Source organism: Rhizorhabdus sp. GW822-FHT03C02, from assembly GCF_058801765.1.
Genome location: NZ_JBXANN010000007.1, coordinates 1 through 15,019, shown reverse-complemented (window position 1 = coordinate 15,019; position 15,019 = coordinate 1). Strand labels below are relative to the sequence as shown.

At 67.2% G+C, this 15,019-nt stretch carries 14 protein-coding genes; 11 read left to right on the top strand and 3 right to left on the bottom strand.

Features of this window, described 5'->3' with window-relative positions:
• The first annotated feature begins 65 nt into the window (after positions 1-65).
• The 5 genes from AC1RM6_RS17845 (at position 66) to AC1RM6_RS17825 (ending at position 5,954) form a co-directional block, all read left to right on the top strand.
• Positions 66-953 (top strand): SDR family oxidoreductase, encoded by an 888-nt coding sequence (locus AC1RM6_RS17845; RefSeq protein ID WP_493103611.1) that lies wholly within the window; start codon positions 66-68, stop codon positions 951-953.
• 352 nt (positions 954-1,305) lie between these two features.
• Complete coding sequence (locus AC1RM6_RS17840; protein WP_493103609.1) at positions 1,306-2,832, top strand: FAD-dependent monooxygenase; 1,527 nt, start codon at positions 1,306-1,308, stop codon at positions 2,830-2,832.
• Positions 2,833-2,955: 123 nt separating this feature from the next.
• Complete coding sequence (locus tag AC1RM6_RS17835; RefSeq protein WP_493103607.1) at positions 2,956-3,231, top strand: hypothetical protein; 276 nt, start codon at positions 2,956-2,958, stop codon at positions 3,229-3,231.
• Between the two features lie 170 nt (positions 3,232-3,401).
• Positions 3,402-5,138: a tetratricopeptide repeat protein gene (locus tag AC1RM6_RS17830; protein WP_493103605.1), complete on the top strand. Its 1,737-nt coding sequence runs from the start codon at positions 3,402-3,404 to the stop codon at positions 5,136-5,138.
• Between the two features lie 102 nt (positions 5,139-5,240).
• Positions 5,241-5,954 carry an Npun_F0296 family exosortase-dependent surface protein gene (locus tag AC1RM6_RS17825; protein ID WP_493103603.1) on the top strand — a complete coding sequence of 238 codons (714 nt, stop codon included), beginning with the start codon at positions 5,241-5,243 and terminating at the stop codon, positions 5,952-5,954.
• 70 nt (positions 5,955-6,024) lie between these two features.
• Here AC1RM6_RS17825 and AC1RM6_RS17820 read toward each other — a convergent pair whose 3' ends face one another.
• Positions 6,025-7,794 carry a methyl-accepting chemotaxis protein gene (locus AC1RM6_RS17820; protein ID WP_493103601.1) on the bottom strand — a complete coding sequence of 590 codons (1,770 nt, stop codon included), beginning with the start codon at positions 7,792-7,794 and terminating at the stop codon, positions 6,025-6,027.
• A gap of 160 nt (positions 7,795-7,954) precedes the next feature.
• Positions 7,955-8,716, bottom strand: a complete 762-nt coding sequence (locus AC1RM6_RS17815; protein WP_493103599.1) for an IclR family transcriptional regulator — start codon at positions 8,714-8,716, stop codon at positions 7,955-7,957.
• A gap of 93 nt (positions 8,717-8,809) precedes the next feature.
• Between AC1RM6_RS17815 and AC1RM6_RS17810 the strand changes: the two genes are divergently transcribed.
• Positions 8,810-9,772, top strand: a complete 963-nt coding sequence (locus AC1RM6_RS17810) for a TauD/TfdA dioxygenase family protein (RefSeq protein ID WP_493103597.1) — start codon at positions 8,810-8,812, stop codon at positions 9,770-9,772.
• Positions 9,773-9,785: 13 nt separating this feature from the next.
• Positions 9,786-10,655, top strand: a complete 870-nt coding sequence (locus AC1RM6_RS17805; RefSeq protein WP_493103595.1) for an alpha/beta fold hydrolase — start codon at positions 9,786-9,788, stop codon at positions 10,653-10,655.
• Between the two features lie 33 nt (positions 10,656-10,688).
• On the opposite strand, the gene AC1RM6_RS17800 is transcribed toward AC1RM6_RS17805, so the two are convergent.
• Positions 10,689-10,964, bottom strand: coding sequence for a hypothetical protein (locus AC1RM6_RS17800; RefSeq protein ID WP_493103593.1), 276 nt, complete (start codon positions 10,962-10,964; stop codon positions 10,689-10,691).
• A 169-nt stretch (positions 10,965-11,133) separates the two neighbouring features.
• Between AC1RM6_RS17800 and AC1RM6_RS17795 the strand changes: the two genes are divergently transcribed.
• The 4 genes from AC1RM6_RS17795 (at position 11,134) to AC1RM6_RS17780 (ending at position 14,897) form a co-directional block, all read left to right on the top strand.
• Entirely contained in the window at positions 11,134-11,883 is a 750-nt protein-coding gene (locus AC1RM6_RS17795) for an SDR family NAD(P)-dependent oxidoreductase (protein ID WP_493103591.1), read from the top strand.
• A gap of 81 nt (positions 11,884-11,964) precedes the next feature.
• The gene (locus tag AC1RM6_RS17790; RefSeq protein ID WP_493103590.1) at positions 11,965-13,209 is read left to right on the top strand and encodes an ATP-binding protein; all 1,245 of its coding nucleotides are present in this window, start codon (positions 11,965-11,967) and stop codon (positions 13,207-13,209) included.
• Positions 13,210-13,300: 91 nt separating this feature from the next.
• Positions 13,301-14,437 (top strand): DNA/RNA non-specific endonuclease, encoded by a 1,137-nt coding sequence (locus AC1RM6_RS17785; RefSeq protein WP_493103588.1) that lies wholly within the window; start codon positions 13,301-13,303, stop codon positions 14,435-14,437.
• 43 nt (positions 14,438-14,480) lie between these two features.
• Positions 14,481-14,897, top strand: coding sequence for a hypothetical protein (locus AC1RM6_RS17780; RefSeq protein WP_493103587.1), 417 nt, complete (start codon positions 14,481-14,483; stop codon positions 14,895-14,897).
• The last annotated feature ends 122 nt before the right edge of the window (positions 14,898-15,019 follow it).

Below are 15,019 nucleotides of genomic sequence, written 5' to 3'. Positions count from 1 at the left end.
GCATTAGCATGTCATAATATAATGCATAATATCACAATGTGATATATAACGAGGGGAGAGCGGCGATGACCGAGATCAGCGGCAAGGCGGCGGTCGTGACCGGTGGAGGCAGCGGGATCGGCATGGGGCTCGCCAAGGCGCTCGCCGCGCAGGGCGCCGCGGTCGCGGTCGCCGACATCCTCCTCGACAAGGCGCAAAAGGTTGCCGACGAGATCGTCGCGGCCGGCGGAACCGCCGTGGCGCTTCCTTGCGACGTTTGCGAGCGCGGGTCGATCGCCGCGATGAAGGCGGCGGCCAACGCCGCGATCGGGCCGATTCAGCTGGTCTTCGCCAATGCCGGGGCGACCTCGTTCACCCGGCTGATGGACATGTCCGACGACGATGTCGACTGGATCATCCAGGTCAATCTGATGGGGGTGATGTCCACCACCCGCGCCTTCCTGCCCGACATGATCGCCGCCGGCGGCGGACATATCGTCGCGACCGCGTCGATGGCTGGGCTGCTGCCGGGCTGGATTCCGGTCCATGTTCCCTATTCGGCCGCCAAGGCGGGGATCATCGGCATGATGATGAACCTCGCGCTCGAACTTAAGGACTATGACATCCACACCACCAGCTATTGTCCGGGCGCGGTGGCGTCGGGGATGAAGGCGAATAATGGCCGCTATCGCCCCGCGCGCTTCGGCGGGCCCGAACCCGATGCCGAGGTGCAGATCGCCGAAGGCTCGCTCAAGCATGACGCGCTCAAATTCTACCACCCCGAGGCGATCGCGCCGATGGTGCTGCGCGGGGTCCGCGACAACCGGCCCTTCGTCTTCGACCATGCCGACCAGCGCCGCTTCTTCCGCGAAACCTATGCCGATATCGTCGAGGCCTGTTACGACGATATCGAAGATTGGGAGCGCGAGCATGGCCTTCCCGATGCGAATGCGACCGGGCCGGTCCTGCTGTAAGATCAACGGTCCTCAGCTTTGACCCGTTCGTGTCGAGCGCAGTCTAGACACGTTGCGCTGGTGGCACGTGTCTCGACTGCGCTCGACACGAACGGAGAAGGGGAGTCAGGGATTTCGCCCGTTGCTATAATACCGCCAGCTTGCCGAGCGATCGGTCCGGGATTATAGGACCACTGTCGAAAAAGGCAGACTTGGTGTGGTCCAGCCCAGGTCCTTCCGGCAACGGAAGCTCTGACGATGCTTAATGCATGAGTCCCACGACGAACATCGGCCGCCTCCGGGCGTCCGCCGTTCGTCCGTGTGGTTGTCGAGATGACGAACTGCTCCGGCCGGACGGCACAGGGAGTAGATCATGTCCTTGCCCTTTTCGGTCCTTCATGACGTCGTGATCGCCGGCGCCGGCCCGGTCGGCCTGTTTCTCGCTTGCGAACTGCGTCTGGCCGGTTGCTCGGTGCTGGTGCTCGAACAGGCTCCGGATCCCGCGTCGCCGCTCAAACGCCTGCCGTTCGGGATACGCGGTCTCTCGGCGCCGACCATCGAAGCCTTCTACCGCCGCGGGTTGCTCGACGACATCGCCGGCCCGCGATCCGCCGCGGCGGGCGCGCACTGGACGCAGCAGCGGCGCGCGCCGGGCGGCCATTTCGCCGGCATCCCCTTCCATCATGACCGCATCGACGACGCCCGATGGCGCTATCGCCTGCCGAGCCCGGCGGGCACCAGCCTGGCGATCGAGATGGAACGGCTCGAGGCGGTGCTCGCGACACGGGCACAGGCGATGGGCGCGGAGATCCGACGCAGCTGCGCGGTCGAAGGCTTCGACCCGTCCGATGAGCAGGTCGCGGTCCACGCCGGTGGGGAGGTGTTCCGCGGGCGCTGGCTCGTCGGCTGCGACGGCGGCCGCAGCATCGTCCGCAAGGCCGGCGGCTTCGATTTCGTCGGCACCGATCCCGAATTCACCGGCTATTCGGTCCAGGTCGCACTCGCCGATCCGGACGGCCTCGCGTCTGGGCGCCATTATACGCCGACCGGCATGTACAGCTATCAAAAGCCCGGCACGATCGCGATGGTCGACTATGATGGCGGCGCGTTCCACCGCGCCGGGGCGATCACCCGCGACCATGTCGAAGCGGTGCTGCGGCGGATTTCGGGCGTCGAAGTCGTCGTGACCGCGCTCGATCTTGCCACGACCTGGGTCGATCGCGCCCGCCAGGCGACCGCCTATCGCCGGGGCCGCGTGCTGCTGGCGGGCGATGCCGCGCATATCCATTCGCCGCTGGGCGGGCAGGGGCTCAACCTCGGGATCGGCGACGCGATGAACCTCGGCTGGAAGCTGGCGGCGACCCTGCGCGGCGATGCGCCGGCCGATCTGCTCGACAGCTATGTGCGCGAGCGCCATCCGGTGGGCGCCGCGATCCTCGACTGGTCGCGCGCCCAGGTCGCGCTGATGCGCCCGAGCCCGAGTTCGCGCGCGCTCGAGGCGATCGTCCGCGACCTGATCGATACCCGCGACGGCGCGACCTATTTCGCCGAGCGGGTGTGGGGCCTTTCGCTCCGCTACGATCTCGGCGGTGGCCATGATCTGGTCGGCCGCAGCGTTCCCGACTTCGCATTGGCCGACGGGACGACGCCCGGCGATCTGCTCCGCGACGGTCGCGGGCTGTTGCTCGACTTCGAAGCCGATGCGCCGCTTCGCGCGATCGCCGGCCGCTGGCGCCATCGGATCGACTATGTCGCCGGCGATGCCAGGGATCGGCTGGGGTTGCGCGCCGTGCTGATACGCCCCGATGGGGTCGTCGCCTGGGTCGCCGAGACGATGGCCGATCATGAGTGCGTCGCATGGGCGATGGCGCGGTGGTCCGGCGACCCTGAAACCGCATGATCGATCCACCGGCGGAACAGCATGAAATGCCGGCGCGTTCCCGACCGATGCTCCGCGCCGTCAGGATCAGACCGGGCGGCGCGCGACGAAGGCCCTGAAACCCGGACGAAAAGGCGATCGAAGATGGAATTCACACCCGAAGGCGGCGCCTTTCTCGTCGATGTCCCGACCGTCGGCCAGGAATGGGGCGTCAATATTCCGTGGGACGTCGCCGCGGCCGGCTGGAAAGCAGATGGCGGCGAGGGAGCGCCCAGCCAGGACCAGTTGAAGGCATGGCTGCAGGACAATCAGGAACGCTTCGTGGCGATGATCGCGTCGCGCGCCGATCCCGATATCGGCTCCGGGCAGGAGGCGGACGACCCGCGCGTGCTGGCGGCCGAGGAACTCCGGCACATCTGATCGATCGTCATGGGATATAAGCCGGCATGAGGCCGGTGGAGAGAGGCGGGGCGCCGCCCATGCGATCGGCTTCGGCACGGCGATATCCGACAGGTTCATGTCTTAAATTTTGACAGTAATCGCATAATATCGTTGAATATCGCGGAGATCAGTCAGGCGGGGTTAGGGTCATGCCGATCGGCCGTCACTGTGCTGTTGCGCTGTCGCTCGGCCTGCTCGGGACGAGCGCTGCCCATGCCCAGGCGAGCGGCCCCGATATCGTCGTGAAAGCGAGCCCCGCACCGGCGCCGGTGGCGAAGAAGGGCACATGGCGGCGCGCCGAGGCCGATCATGTCGCCGTGACCAGCAACGGCAGCGAGACCGAGCTGTTGCGGGTCACCACCGCCCTCGAAAGGCTGCATCAGCTCATGTCGCGGCTCTATCGCGGCGGCGACGACGGCGACGAGGCCGTCAAGCTGCAGGTGATCCTGCTCGGTTCGTCGGACTTCTACAGGAAGATGGGCCTTCGCAATATGCGGGCGGAGGAGGGGCCTTTCGCGCGAAGCTTCGTCGGCGAGCGCTATTATGATCCGCGCGACGATGGCGAGATACTCGCGGTCGCGCGTACCGATCAGATGATCAGGCTCAACACCCCGCTCGCCGCCAGCCAGGACTGCGACGACGCGATGGCCGCAGGCGCGGCCGACTGCATGGGTCTTCCCTATCATCCGCCGATGGCGCGGGACTGGGAAACGGTGCTCTATTCGGCCTTCGCCGAGCATTTCCTGCGGGTCTATGCGCCAGTGCCGTATCCGCGCTGGTATCTCGATGGGGTCGGGGCGCTGTTCTCGACGATCGACGTCAGGCGCGACGGGACGCTCGACTATGCGCGTGCGCCGCTCGACTATAAGGGCGTGTTTCGATCCTATGGCACGCTCAAGGTCGGCGACGTGCTGACCGGCCGCTATCTCGTCGCACCGTCGACCAAGATGGTATGGACGCCCTATCATGCCTGGCTGCTCGCCCATTATTTCCTGTTCTCCGACCTGAAGCCCGAACGGGGCCGACAGTTCGCGCATTATATGGCGGCCATTCGCCAGGGTGTGCCGATGGCCGAGGCCGCCAGGGGATTTGGCGACATGCTCCGGCTCCAGCGCGAGATCGAACGTTATGCTGGGCGTCCGACCTGGTTCGCCCGGGCCGATCCGCCGACGATCCCGGTGCAGGATCCGCGGGTCACGCTGCTTGCGGAGGGCGCGGGGATCGCGATCGAAGCGAAGCTGGCGCTCGGTGCCGGCATGGATGCGTCCGAGCAGGCGGCCGATCCGGCCTGGCTCGTTACGCTGCGCGCCAGCGTCGGCCAGCTTCCCTATGATGCCGAGACGGCGCTGACCCTGGCCGAGGCGGAATGCCGTATCGGTCATGCCGACGCGTGCCTGGCGGCGGCGGAGCGCGTGCTGGCGAAAAGCCCCGACGACGTCCGGGGGCTGGCTTGGAAGGGCATCGCCCAGACCGATCGCGCGATTGCCGGCCCCGCCGCCGACCGTTCGGCCGGGCTGGCTGCCGCCCGCGCGACGATCGGGCGTGCGGTCGCGCTCGACGGCCGGGCGCCGCTGCCGACGATCGCCTGGTTTCAAAGCTTCACCAAAGCGGGCGAGCCGGTTCCGGACCAGGGCCTGATCGGCATGGCCAACGTCATCCGCCAGGTCCCGGCGGCGCCAGGGCCGCGACTCTATCTGGGCGAGGAACTGGTCCGTCAGGGCAAGGTCGATCTCGCCCGCCGGCTTCTCCATCCGATGCTGCTCGGTAGCGACAACTCCCCCGAGAAGGCGAAAGCGGAGAGTTTGCTGGTAAGCTCGATCGGCGAGGCCGGTCGGCAGGATGGTGGGGCGCACCGGCGCGAGGCGGTAGCCGGCAATCTTTGGTAAACCGGCGCCTGCTATCGTCTCCTGTGCGAAAGGCGAATTGCGTGGAGCGCCGAGCGGGTATAGTCGGGATATGGGGTTCAGGTGCGTAAACAGGGTGATGATATGAAGCGTCATGGTCTCGCGACGATCGCCACGATGGCGCTGGGGCTGGCGATCGCGCATCCGCTCCCTGCCGCGGTCACGATCTCGATCGAAGCTGCCAGGGTCATGGCGACGACGATCTCGGGCTATACGCTGGGCCTCGCCAATCTCGACAGCGCGACCAACGGCCTGCCCACGGTCGCCTTTGCCGGCTCGCCGATCACCGGTTCCACCACCAGCGGCTTCGTCAACATCTATGACGCCAATGTCTTCGGCGGCGCCGGCGGCACCGGCCGGTTCGGTTCGGTGACCGGACAGGCGACGATCCAGCTGTCGTCGGCGGTGAACTATTTCGGGCTGTGGGGCTCGGCGCTCGACGGCCAGAACACGGTGGCGCTCTATTCGAACGACACGCTGGTCGGCAGCTATGCGCTGCAGTCGATCCTCGAGGCATCGCCGGGATTCAACAGTGGCTATCGCGGCAACCCGGTCGGCGGCGGCAATAGCGGCGAAGAATATGCCTTCTTCAATTTCGTCAGCGATACGCCGTTCAACCGGGTCGGGCTGATCCAGAATGCCGGTGGCGGGTTCGAATTCGACAATCTGACGATCGGTACCGCGCTGGTATCCGCGACCCCCGAGCCGTCGACCTGGGCGATGCTGCTGCTCGGCTTCGGCGCGATCGGCTATTGCCTGCGCGCGAAGCGGAATGCGGGCCAGGCGGTGAACGTCTGATCCGTATTTTTTAGCGTAAGCTAATGTAATAAACCACTGGTTTGGCGTATTTTTAAGTGGGCAGGCTGCCTTATGCGGCCCGACGCGCACCTGCCGCGACCCGTGCCTGCAGCGCATGAACCGGCGAGGCCGAAGGACGGTCGAGCCGGAAGCGGGCGACCTCGCGAGACAGGGCGTCGGCCTCGACCGCCAGGCTGCGCGCGGCGGCGGTCGCTTCCTCGACCATCGCGGCATTTTGCTGGGTGACCCCGTCCATGTCGGCGACCGCGGTGTTGACCTGCTGCAGGCCAGTCGCCTGCTGTTCGGCCGAATGGGCGATAGTCGACACCAGCATGTCGATCTGGCCGATGCGGTCGATGATCCGGTTCAGCGCCTTGCCGGTCTCGCTGACCAGCTCGACCCCGGCATTGACCTGGTTCGACGAGGCGGTGATCCGGGTCTTCACATCCTTGGCGGCGTCGGCCGATCGCTGCGCGAGCGCGCGTACTTCGGACGCCACCACCGCGAAGCCCTTGCCGGCATCGCCGGCGCGGGCGGCCTCGACCCCGGCGTTGAGTGCGAGCAGGTTGGTCTGGAACGATATCCCGTCGATCACCGCGATGATCTCGCTGATCTCGATCGACGAGCGTTCGATCCCACCCATCGCCTCGACCGCGCGCCGCACCACCTCGCCCGACTGCTCGGCATCGATCCGCGCCTCGCTCACCACCGCGTTCGCCTGGACTGCGCGCTCGGAGGTCTCGCGCACCGTCGCGGTGATCTCCTCCATCGCCGCGGCGGTCTCCTCGAGGCTCGCCGCCTGCTGTTCGGTGCGGCATGACAGGTCGTCGGATGCTTGGCGGATGTCGCCGGCGCCGTTGGTGATGCTGGTGGCGGTGGCGGCGACCGAGCCCATGGTCGCGGCGACCGCGTCCATCGCCCCGTTGAAATCGCTCTTGAGCTTGGCGAACGGCCCCGCGAGATCGGCATCGATCCGGGCGGTGAGATCGCCCTTGGCAAGCGCATCGAGGCCGGCGCCGACGCTGTCGACGATGATCGTCGTCTGCTGCTGCTTGGCCTGCTCGGCGGCGGCGAGCTGGTCGCGCAAGCCGATCACCGACGTCGTCAGCCGGCCGACCTCGTCGCGGCGGTCCTCGACCGTCATCGCGACGTCGAGTTTGCCGCCGGCAATCTCGCCGATCGTGCCCGCGAGCTGGTTGAGCGGGCGCGACACCAGCCGCACCATCAGCGCCATGACCCCGCCGACGACGAGGAACGCGACGCCGACCGCGGCGGCGATCAGCAGCTGCGCATCGGCATAGCTTTGCTTCGCCTCGCGTTTGGCCTCGGCTTCCTGCGCCTTGAACAGCGCGCGGATATCCTTGATCTCACTGGTCAGCGCGTTGCTATGCTCCTTGATCCGCAGCAGCCCCGCCGAGGCGGCGCCGTCGTCGCCGGCGCGCGACAGTTGCAGGATCTGCTCGTCGAGGCCGAAGATGATCGCCAATATCCCGTCGGCGCGGGCCATCGCGGCCTTCGCCTCGGGCGAGGTCACCAGCTTGGTCAGCTCTTCCTTCGCCTCGACCACCGCCTGTCGCGCCTCGGCGACATTGGTGTCGGCGACGCCGAGCTGGCCCGGGCCGGCGGCGATGTGCCGGTACATGCTGGTGCGATAGCCCTGGAAATTCGCGTCGAGCCGTCCGAGCGACACCGCCTTGGGCAAGCGATTGTCGGCGAAGGCGGCGATGCTGCGGTTCATCGTCGACAGCTTGACCACCGCGAGCCCGCTCAACGCCAGGATGACGAGCAGACAGGCCCCGAACGCCACGAGCAATTTTCCGGACAGCGGCAAGTTCTTCATGGTCGCACCCCAGCTGGCGGTCCGGACGCCAGCGTTCCGAACCGAATATTCGTAAGATTGACGTAAGAACTAGCCGCAGAAGGTTGAGATTTGCTCAATATCGCAGGGAGTTGACCGGGTTGACCTTAGACGATAGTCCAACATCCCGGCTCTATAGGGGCTATAGCGCACCCTCGATCGCCATCGCCGCGAGCGGATCGCCGAGCCATAGCGATGCGCCTGAGCGGCCGGCGTCGCGCAGCAGCGCGCCGATCGGCGGCCGGCGGTCGGCGACGATGCGTTCGCTCGGGCCGACCACGACGATCGTTCCGACCGGCCGGCCGGCGGTCTCGAGCAAAGGCGCCGCGATCGCGACCGATCCGGGGACGATCTCGCCGTCGTTGACGGCATAGCCGCGTGCGCGGGTGCGCGCGAACTCGTCGAGGAGCGCGGGCGAGGGCGGTGCGCCGAGCAGCGCGGCCTGCCCGGCGGCATCGAGATAGGGCAGGAACGCCTTGGCGGTGGCGCTGCCCTCGATCGGGACGGTCATCCCGACCGGCGGCACGATCCGCAGCACATGGCGGCTTTCGATCGCGTCGAACACCAGGAAGCGGTTCTGGTGGGGCAGCGTCAGATAGACGGTCTCGCCGGTGTCGGCATGGAGCCGTTCGAGCAGCGGCCGCAGCCGGTGGCGCAGGCTGTGGCTGCTGTGCGGCGGCCGTGCGAGCGACAGCATGTGCAGGGTCAGTTCCCATTGCCCCTTCGATCCGGGCACCGCGCGGATCCAGCCGGCATCGGCCAGCGTCATCAGGTCGCGCTGGACCGCGCTCTTGTCGGCGGCGAGTTCGCGCGCGAGCGCGCTGACCCCGATCGGCTGAAGCCGCGACACCAGCTCGAACACCGACAACATCCGGGTGGCACTCGAACTCCGCTTGACCGCCATGCCGGCTCCCCATAACATGTCACTATATAAGAATATAGATTACTATGTAACATGATGGCGCGTGTCAATGAAGCGCCGGCCGGGAGAGCGATCATGGCAAGCATCGACATATCACCATTGCAGCAGGGGCTGTCGTTCGGCGTGCGCATCGGGGGCGTTACCCTCGACGCGGCTCGGGACCCCACGATACGGCAGCAGATCTTCGCGGCCTTCGAAGACCATGGCATGATCGTCTTCGCCGATGTCGAGCCGTCGAACGCGATGCAACTCGCGCTCAGCGATATTTTCGGGCCGCTCAAGGAGCATCCGGTCAAGGGGATCGCCCGGGTCGATGCCGACAATCTTCCGGGGGTGGTCGAGATCCGTAACAAGGCCAATGCCGGCGGGGTCGTCGAGACCGGCGGCAAGCGGCTGTCGCACTGGCTGCCGTGGCATTTCGACCATTGCTATAATGACGAGCTCAACCGCGCCGGGATATTGCGCGCGACCGAGATCGTGCCCGAAGGCGGGATCACCGGTTTCGCCGACGGCATCGCGATCTACCGGGCCTTTCCCGAGGCGCTGAGGGCGCGGATCGAGGGATGCGAGATCCTCTACACGCTCAACCTCGTCTACGCGCTCAACCGCTTCGGCATGCCGAAGGATCTGGTCGAGCTGGTCGAAAAGCCCGGCGCCCGCGCGGTGATGGAGGAAGCCAAGGCGATGCCGCGGGCGATCCACCCCGCGGTGTGGACCCGCGCGACCGGCGAGAAGGTGCTGCACGTCTCGCCGTGGATGTCCGAAGGCATTGTCGGGCGCGAGGATGCCGAGGGCGACGCGCTGCTCGAGGAGGTCTGCCAGACGGTCAACGCGCTCGCGGCCACCCACAGCTATCATCATCGCTGGAAGGCCGACGAGATGCTGATCTGGGACAATTGGCGGATGTTGCACTCGGTGTCGGGTCATGACCCCGCCTTCGGCCGGACGATGCAGCGCACGACGATCAAGGGCGATTATGGGCTCGGCCGCTTCGAGGGCGAACGTGCCGGCGGCGCGCTGCTCGAAATGACCGTTTGAGGGGGACGGAGCCGTGGCGCGGATCGAGGTTTGCGGGATCGGGATCGATTATGAATTTCTCGGCGCCCAGGATGCGCCGACGGTCGTGCTCACCCCGGGCGGGCGCTATCCGCGCGATACGCCGGGGGTGCCCCAGCTCGGCCAGGCGCTCGCCGCCGGCGGTTATCGGGTGCTGCTGTGGGACCGGCCCAATTGCGGCGCGTCGGACGTCAGTTTCGACGGGGCCAGTGAATCGGCGCTCCATGCCGACACGCTCGCCGGGCTGGTCGATGCGCTCGGGATCGACCGCTTCGCGCTGGCGGGCGGGTCGGCGGGGTCGCGCATCTCGCTGCTGACCGCGGCGCGGATGCCCGAACGGGTGGCGAAGATGTTCATCTGGTGGATCAGCGGCGGCGCGATCTCGCTCGCCCAACTCGCGGCCTATTATTGCGGCGACGCCGCGATCGCCGCGGCGCGCGGCGGGATGGAGGCGGTCGCGGCGCTGCCCGGCTTCGCGCAGCAGATCGCCCGCAATCCGCGCAACCGCGACCTGATCCTGCGCTGGGATGCCGATGCGTTCATCGATCGGATGCAGCTCTGGGCGCAGGCCTATGCCTATTCGGACGTCTCGCCGGTGCCGGGGATCTCGGACGACCGGATCGCCGCGCTGACGATGCCGGTGGTCGTCCTGCGCAGCGGCAAGAGCGACGTCAGCCATACCCGACGGACCAGCGAACAGGTCGCGGCGCTGCTGCCCGATGCCCGGCTGCTCGATCCGCCCTGGCCCGACCAGGAATGGAACAATTGCAGCCTGATCCCGAACGAACCCGGCCGCGGCCGGTTCGAACGCTGGCCGCTGCTCGCGCCGATGATCCTGGAGTTTCTTGGAGAGTCGGGGGCTTAAATTCGGAGGAGAGATGCAGGATTTGGTCGGGAGTCATTCCCGCTCGACGATCTCGAGCTCGCAGTCGATCTCGCCTTCCTCATCGCCCTCGCAGGGGGTGAAGCTGGCGCTGATGTCGAAGACCGTGCCGCCCTCGCGGCCCTGTTCGCGGTCCCAGACCCGCACCGCGCCGCCGATCCATTCGCCGCCGCTCTTTTCGATCAGCTCCTGGGCGAAGCCGGCGGCCGCGTCTTCGGGCGTCGTCGCGCCGAGCATGACCGAAGGCTCCGCCGCGTCGTCGTCGAGCGCAGCCCAATATCCGATACGCATGCCTGTCTCCCGTCGCGCCGTTGCCGGCCTGCCGTCCATCGTGCGGCGCAGGCGGCTTGGCAAGTCCCGGCTTTGGCGTTGACGGGCATTGCCGATTTTATGATACAATATAGTTCATAAATATCCGCTGCGGTTCGCCGGGGCGGCGAGCCGGCAGGGGGATGATGTTATGAACGCGGATCGGGTGGTGGTGGTGACCGGGGGAGCATCGGGGATCGGGCTGGGGATCAGCCGCCGCTTCGCCGAAACCGGGCACAAAGTGGCGATGCTCGATCGCGACGCCGCGGCGCTCGACCGCGAGGCCGCCCGGCTGCGCGACGCCGGCGCCGATATCCTCGCGCTCGCGGTCGACATCGCCGATCGCGATGCGGTCGACACCGCTTATGCGACGATCCGCGCGCGGCTGGGGCCGGTCGCGATCGTCGTCGCCAATGCCGGGATATCGGGATCGCAGGACTTCGTGACGATGACGCTCGCGACCTGGCAGCGGATGATCGACATCAATTTGACCGGGGTGTTCAACAGCATCCAGCCGGCGGTGCCCGACATGATCGCGCGCGGCTGGGGGCGGATCGTCACCATCGCGTCGCAGGCCGCCCAGTCGGGCGCGCCCGACCGCGCCCATTATGCCGCGGCGAAGGGCGGGGTGATCGGACTGACCAAGGCGCTGGCGATGGAGCTCGCCCGGCACGGCATCACCGTCAACACCATCCCGCCGGCGCTGGTCGCGACCCCGCTGATGGAGCGCGAAACCGCCAGCGGCGAATTTCCCGGGGTCGATATCGTCGCGCGGATGATCCCGATCGCGCGCGCCGGCACCCCCGACGATATCGCCGACGCCTGCGAATTCCTCTGTTCGGATAAGGCCGGCTACATCACCGGCCAGCAGATCAACGTCAATGGCGGCATGTATATGTAGCAGGGCGACGCTGTCACCGTCGTGTCATTACGGATGCGATTTCGATTGCGCAGATGATACCCGCAGGTCGATAGGGAGGACATGAATATCGTCCTCGCCACCGCTTCCCTCCGGACGCGCCCGTGGCTTGGCTATGCGATCGCGGTGCTGGCGGCGCTGCTCGTCGTCGGACTCCGGCTGGCGCTGCGCGACACGATCACCGGCTTTCCCTTCCTGATGCCGTTCGTCGCGGTGACGCTGGTCGCGTTCATCGGCGGGCCGCGCGCCGGGGTGCTGACCGCGGTGATCGCCGGCCTGCTCACCAAATATCATTTCATCGCACCGGTCGGAACGCTCGCGCTGGACTGGCGCGCGGGCGCGGCCGCGCCGATCCTCTACGCGCTGCTGTGCGCGATGATCATCGCGCTGATCCGCAGCATCCTGATCGCCTTCGCCCAGCAACAGCGCAGCGAGGCGGCGTTGCGCGCGCTCAACGCGACCCTCGAGCAGAAGGTCGCCGAGCGCACCGCCGCGCTCGAGACCGAGATGGAGGAACGCAGCGCCGCCGAGGCGCAGCTCCGCCACCTGCAGAAGATCGAGTCGATCGGGCGGCTCAGCGGCGGCATCGCCCACGACTTCAACAATAATCTGGCGATCGTGATCGGCTCGCTCGACCTCGCGCGGCGGCGGCTGGCGGCGGGCGACATCGACAATGCGTTCCAGCGGCTCGACCATGCCACCGAGGGCGCGCAGCGCGCCGCCTCGCTGACCGAACGGCTGCTCGCTTATGCCCGCCAGCAACCGCTGGCGCCGCAGCCGATCGCGCCCAATGCGCTGCTCGACGGCATGTCCGAACTGCTGCGCCGGACGATCGGCGAGAGCATCGCGATCGAGACCCGCTTCGACGACGGGCTGTGGCAGGCGTTCGCCGATCCCGGCCAGCTCGAAAATGCCGTCGTCAACCTCGCGCTCAACGCCCGCGATGCGATGCCGGGCGGCGGCTGCCTGGTGATCGCGACCGCCAATGCCCAGCTCGATGCGCATGACAGCCAGTTCGGCGACGAGCCGGCACCCGGCGCCTATGTGAAGATATCGGTCGCCGACAGCGGCATCGGCATGTCGCCCGAGGCGATCGAACGCGCCTTCGATCCCTTCTACACCACCAAGGAGGTCGGGCAGGGCACCGGCCTGGGGCTGAGCCAGGTGTTCGGTTTCCTCAAACAGTCGGGCGGCCATGTCCGGATCGCCTCGGAGGTCGGCACCGGCACGACGGTCGAGCTCTATCTGCCGCGGCATGGCGCTTCGGAAGTCATCGAAGCGCGCGCGCACGAGCACGACCTGGCCTAATCGAAACGACTAGCCGATCTAGTCGATCCGCTCAGCGCGCGGCACGCGGCGCCGTCCTATTCTCCTGCCATTCACGGTTCGGAGGCGAGCGATGGGAGTCGAGGCAGCTACGGGCGCGAATGCGTCGCTACAGGCGCAAGGGATCGGCCATGTCGATCTCGCCGCGGGGCTCGTCGCCAGCCACCGCTCGTCGGCCGGGCTCGACGCGGCGGGGCTCGCGGCCGACGTCAAGGCGCATGCCGACATCGATCCGGGCCTCGAGCAGCGCGTCGCCGCGCGGCTGACCCCGGTCGAACAGGGCGAATATGCCGCGGCGATCGCCGCCGGTGCCGGGGGCAAGCGCGACGAGGAGGGCGTCGGCGCCTTTTTCGATGGCGCGATCCGCGGCGATTTCAGCGACAATGCGAGCTGGTCGAAGCTCGCCGGCCAGACGCTGGTGGGGTTCATCCCGATCGTCGGCCAGGTCGCCGATGCGCGCGATACCGTCGCCGCGCTGGGCCAGGTGGTGCGGGGCGAGGAGGGCGGCTGGGCCAATCTCGGCGCGGCGGCGATCGGCTGGATTCCCGGGATCGGCGACGCCGCCAAGGGAGCGATCCGCGGCGGCAGTCATGCGGTCGAGGCGTCGGCCGACGTCGCCGCGAAGGTCGCACGCCATGGCGACGAGGCGGCGGAAGTCGCGGGTTCGGGCGCGCGCAAGCTCGACGATGCCGCCGAAGCCGCGGTCGCGAAGACCCGCAAGTTCGACGACGCCGACGGCTTCAACAAGGCGGCCAACGATGCGCAGCCCAACATGCGCTACGAATATGGCCATTATGCCTATGAGACCGACGCGCGCGGACGGGTGAAGCTTTCCGAGGGGCAGATCGATCTGACCGCCGCCGGCCGCAACGACACCGCGCTGCAGGCCGAGATCGGCCATGAGGGCAAGCCGACCGACGTCGGCTTCCACATCATCGCCGACCGCTTCGGCGGCCAGACGAACCGCCTCAATGTCGTGCCGGGCAACGGTCGGCCGGTCGGCGACGGCCTTCCCAACCTGAACCAGGGCGCGTACAAACATTTCGAGAATACGGTCGGGAAACTGGCCGAAAACCCGGCGAACAAGGTCGAGGTGCGGATCGAGGCGCAATATGCGAGCGGCAACACATCGACCCGGCCCGACACGTTCGAGGCATCCTATCGCGTCAATGGCGGGGTGTGGATGACCCAGAGTTTCGTGAACAAATAGGCGCCGGGCTCAGATGGTTTCAGCGGTTTTCGGGAAGACGATCATGGATTTTGTCGAAGCGCAGAATGACGTTGTCCGGGCGGTTGCGGCGTCGGCCGATATCGGCGGCTGGGAACGGCTGCTCGCCGATGTCGAGATCCTCGAACATCCCGGCGACTATCAGATCGACTATGTCGGCCTGGCGATCGTCCGCAAGCCCGACGGCGAATTCGCCTCGGCGCAGTTCCGGCTCGACGACGCCGCGCGTGCCGCGATCGTCAACCTCTATCGCCAGCGCAAGGACGAGGCGGGCGAGGTGATCGGCGGCTTCGAGCTCAAGATCGACCGGCCCGGCCATTTCCGCTTCGACTATCTGGCGGGCGCCCCCAAGCGGATCAACGGCGTCTGGGACGAGGCGCGCGCCGAACTGCTCAACAATTATCTCGACGTCTACAAGTCGGAGCTCGCCGCGCAGCGGTGACTGGCCGGCGGGCGGGTAGTTATGCCCGTCGATCTCAATCGTCATCCCGGCGGAGGCCCTAGGAGATTCACACATTTTTCAGGGCCCAGCCCTGAGCGATGGATTTGAAGGACTGGAGGCCA

What these genes read in the sequence shown, in the direction of transcription:
- AC1RM6_RS17835 (WP_493103607.1), top strand. Translation starts at nt 2,956, where the DNA reads ATGGAATTCACACCCGAAGGCGGCGCCTTTCTCGTCGATGTCCCGACC.
- AC1RM6_RS17795 (WP_493103591.1), top strand. Translation starts at nt 11,134, where the DNA reads ATGAACGCGGATCGGGTGGTGGTGGTGACCGGGGGAGCATCGGGGATC.
- AC1RM6_RS17790 (WP_493103590.1), top strand. Translation starts at nt 11,965, where the DNA reads ATGAATATCGTCCTCGCCACCGCTTCCCTCCGGACGCGCCCGTGGCTT.
- AC1RM6_RS17785 (WP_493103588.1), top strand. Translation starts at nt 13,301, where the DNA reads ATGGGAGTCGAGGCAGCTACGGGCGCGAATGCGTCGCTACAGGCGCAA.
- AC1RM6_RS17810 (WP_493103597.1), top strand. Translation starts at nt 8,810, where the DNA reads ATGGCAAGCATCGACATATCACCATTGCAGCAGGGGCTGTCGTTCGGC.
- AC1RM6_RS17830 (WP_493103605.1), top strand. Translation starts at nt 3,402, where the DNA reads ATGCCGATCGGCCGTCACTGTGCTGTTGCGCTGTCGCTCGGCCTGCTC.
- AC1RM6_RS17845 (WP_493103611.1), top strand. Translation starts at nt 66, where the DNA reads ATGACCGAGATCAGCGGCAAGGCGGCGGTCGTGACCGGTGGAGGCAGC.
- AC1RM6_RS17815 (WP_493103599.1), bottom strand. Translation starts at nt 8,716, where the DNA reads ATGGCGGTCAAGCGGAGTTCGAGTGCCACCCGGATGTTGTCGGTGTTC.
- AC1RM6_RS17820 (WP_493103601.1), bottom strand. Translation starts at nt 7,794, where the DNA reads ATGAAGAACTTGCCGCTGTCCGGAAAATTGCTCGTGGCGTTCGGGGCC.
- AC1RM6_RS17800 (WP_493103593.1), bottom strand. Translation starts at nt 10,964, where the DNA reads ATGCGTATCGGATATTGGGCTGCGCTCGACGACGACGCGGCGGAGCCT.
- AC1RM6_RS17780 (WP_493103587.1), top strand. Translation starts at nt 14,481, where the DNA reads ATGGATTTTGTCGAAGCGCAGAATGACGTTGTCCGGGCGGTTGCGGCG.
- AC1RM6_RS17825 (WP_493103603.1), top strand. Translation starts at nt 5,241, where the DNA reads ATGAAGCGTCATGGTCTCGCGACGATCGCCACGATGGCGCTGGGGCTG.
- AC1RM6_RS17840 (WP_493103609.1), top strand. Translation starts at nt 1,306, where the DNA reads ATGTCCTTGCCCTTTTCGGTCCTTCATGACGTCGTGATCGCCGGCGCC.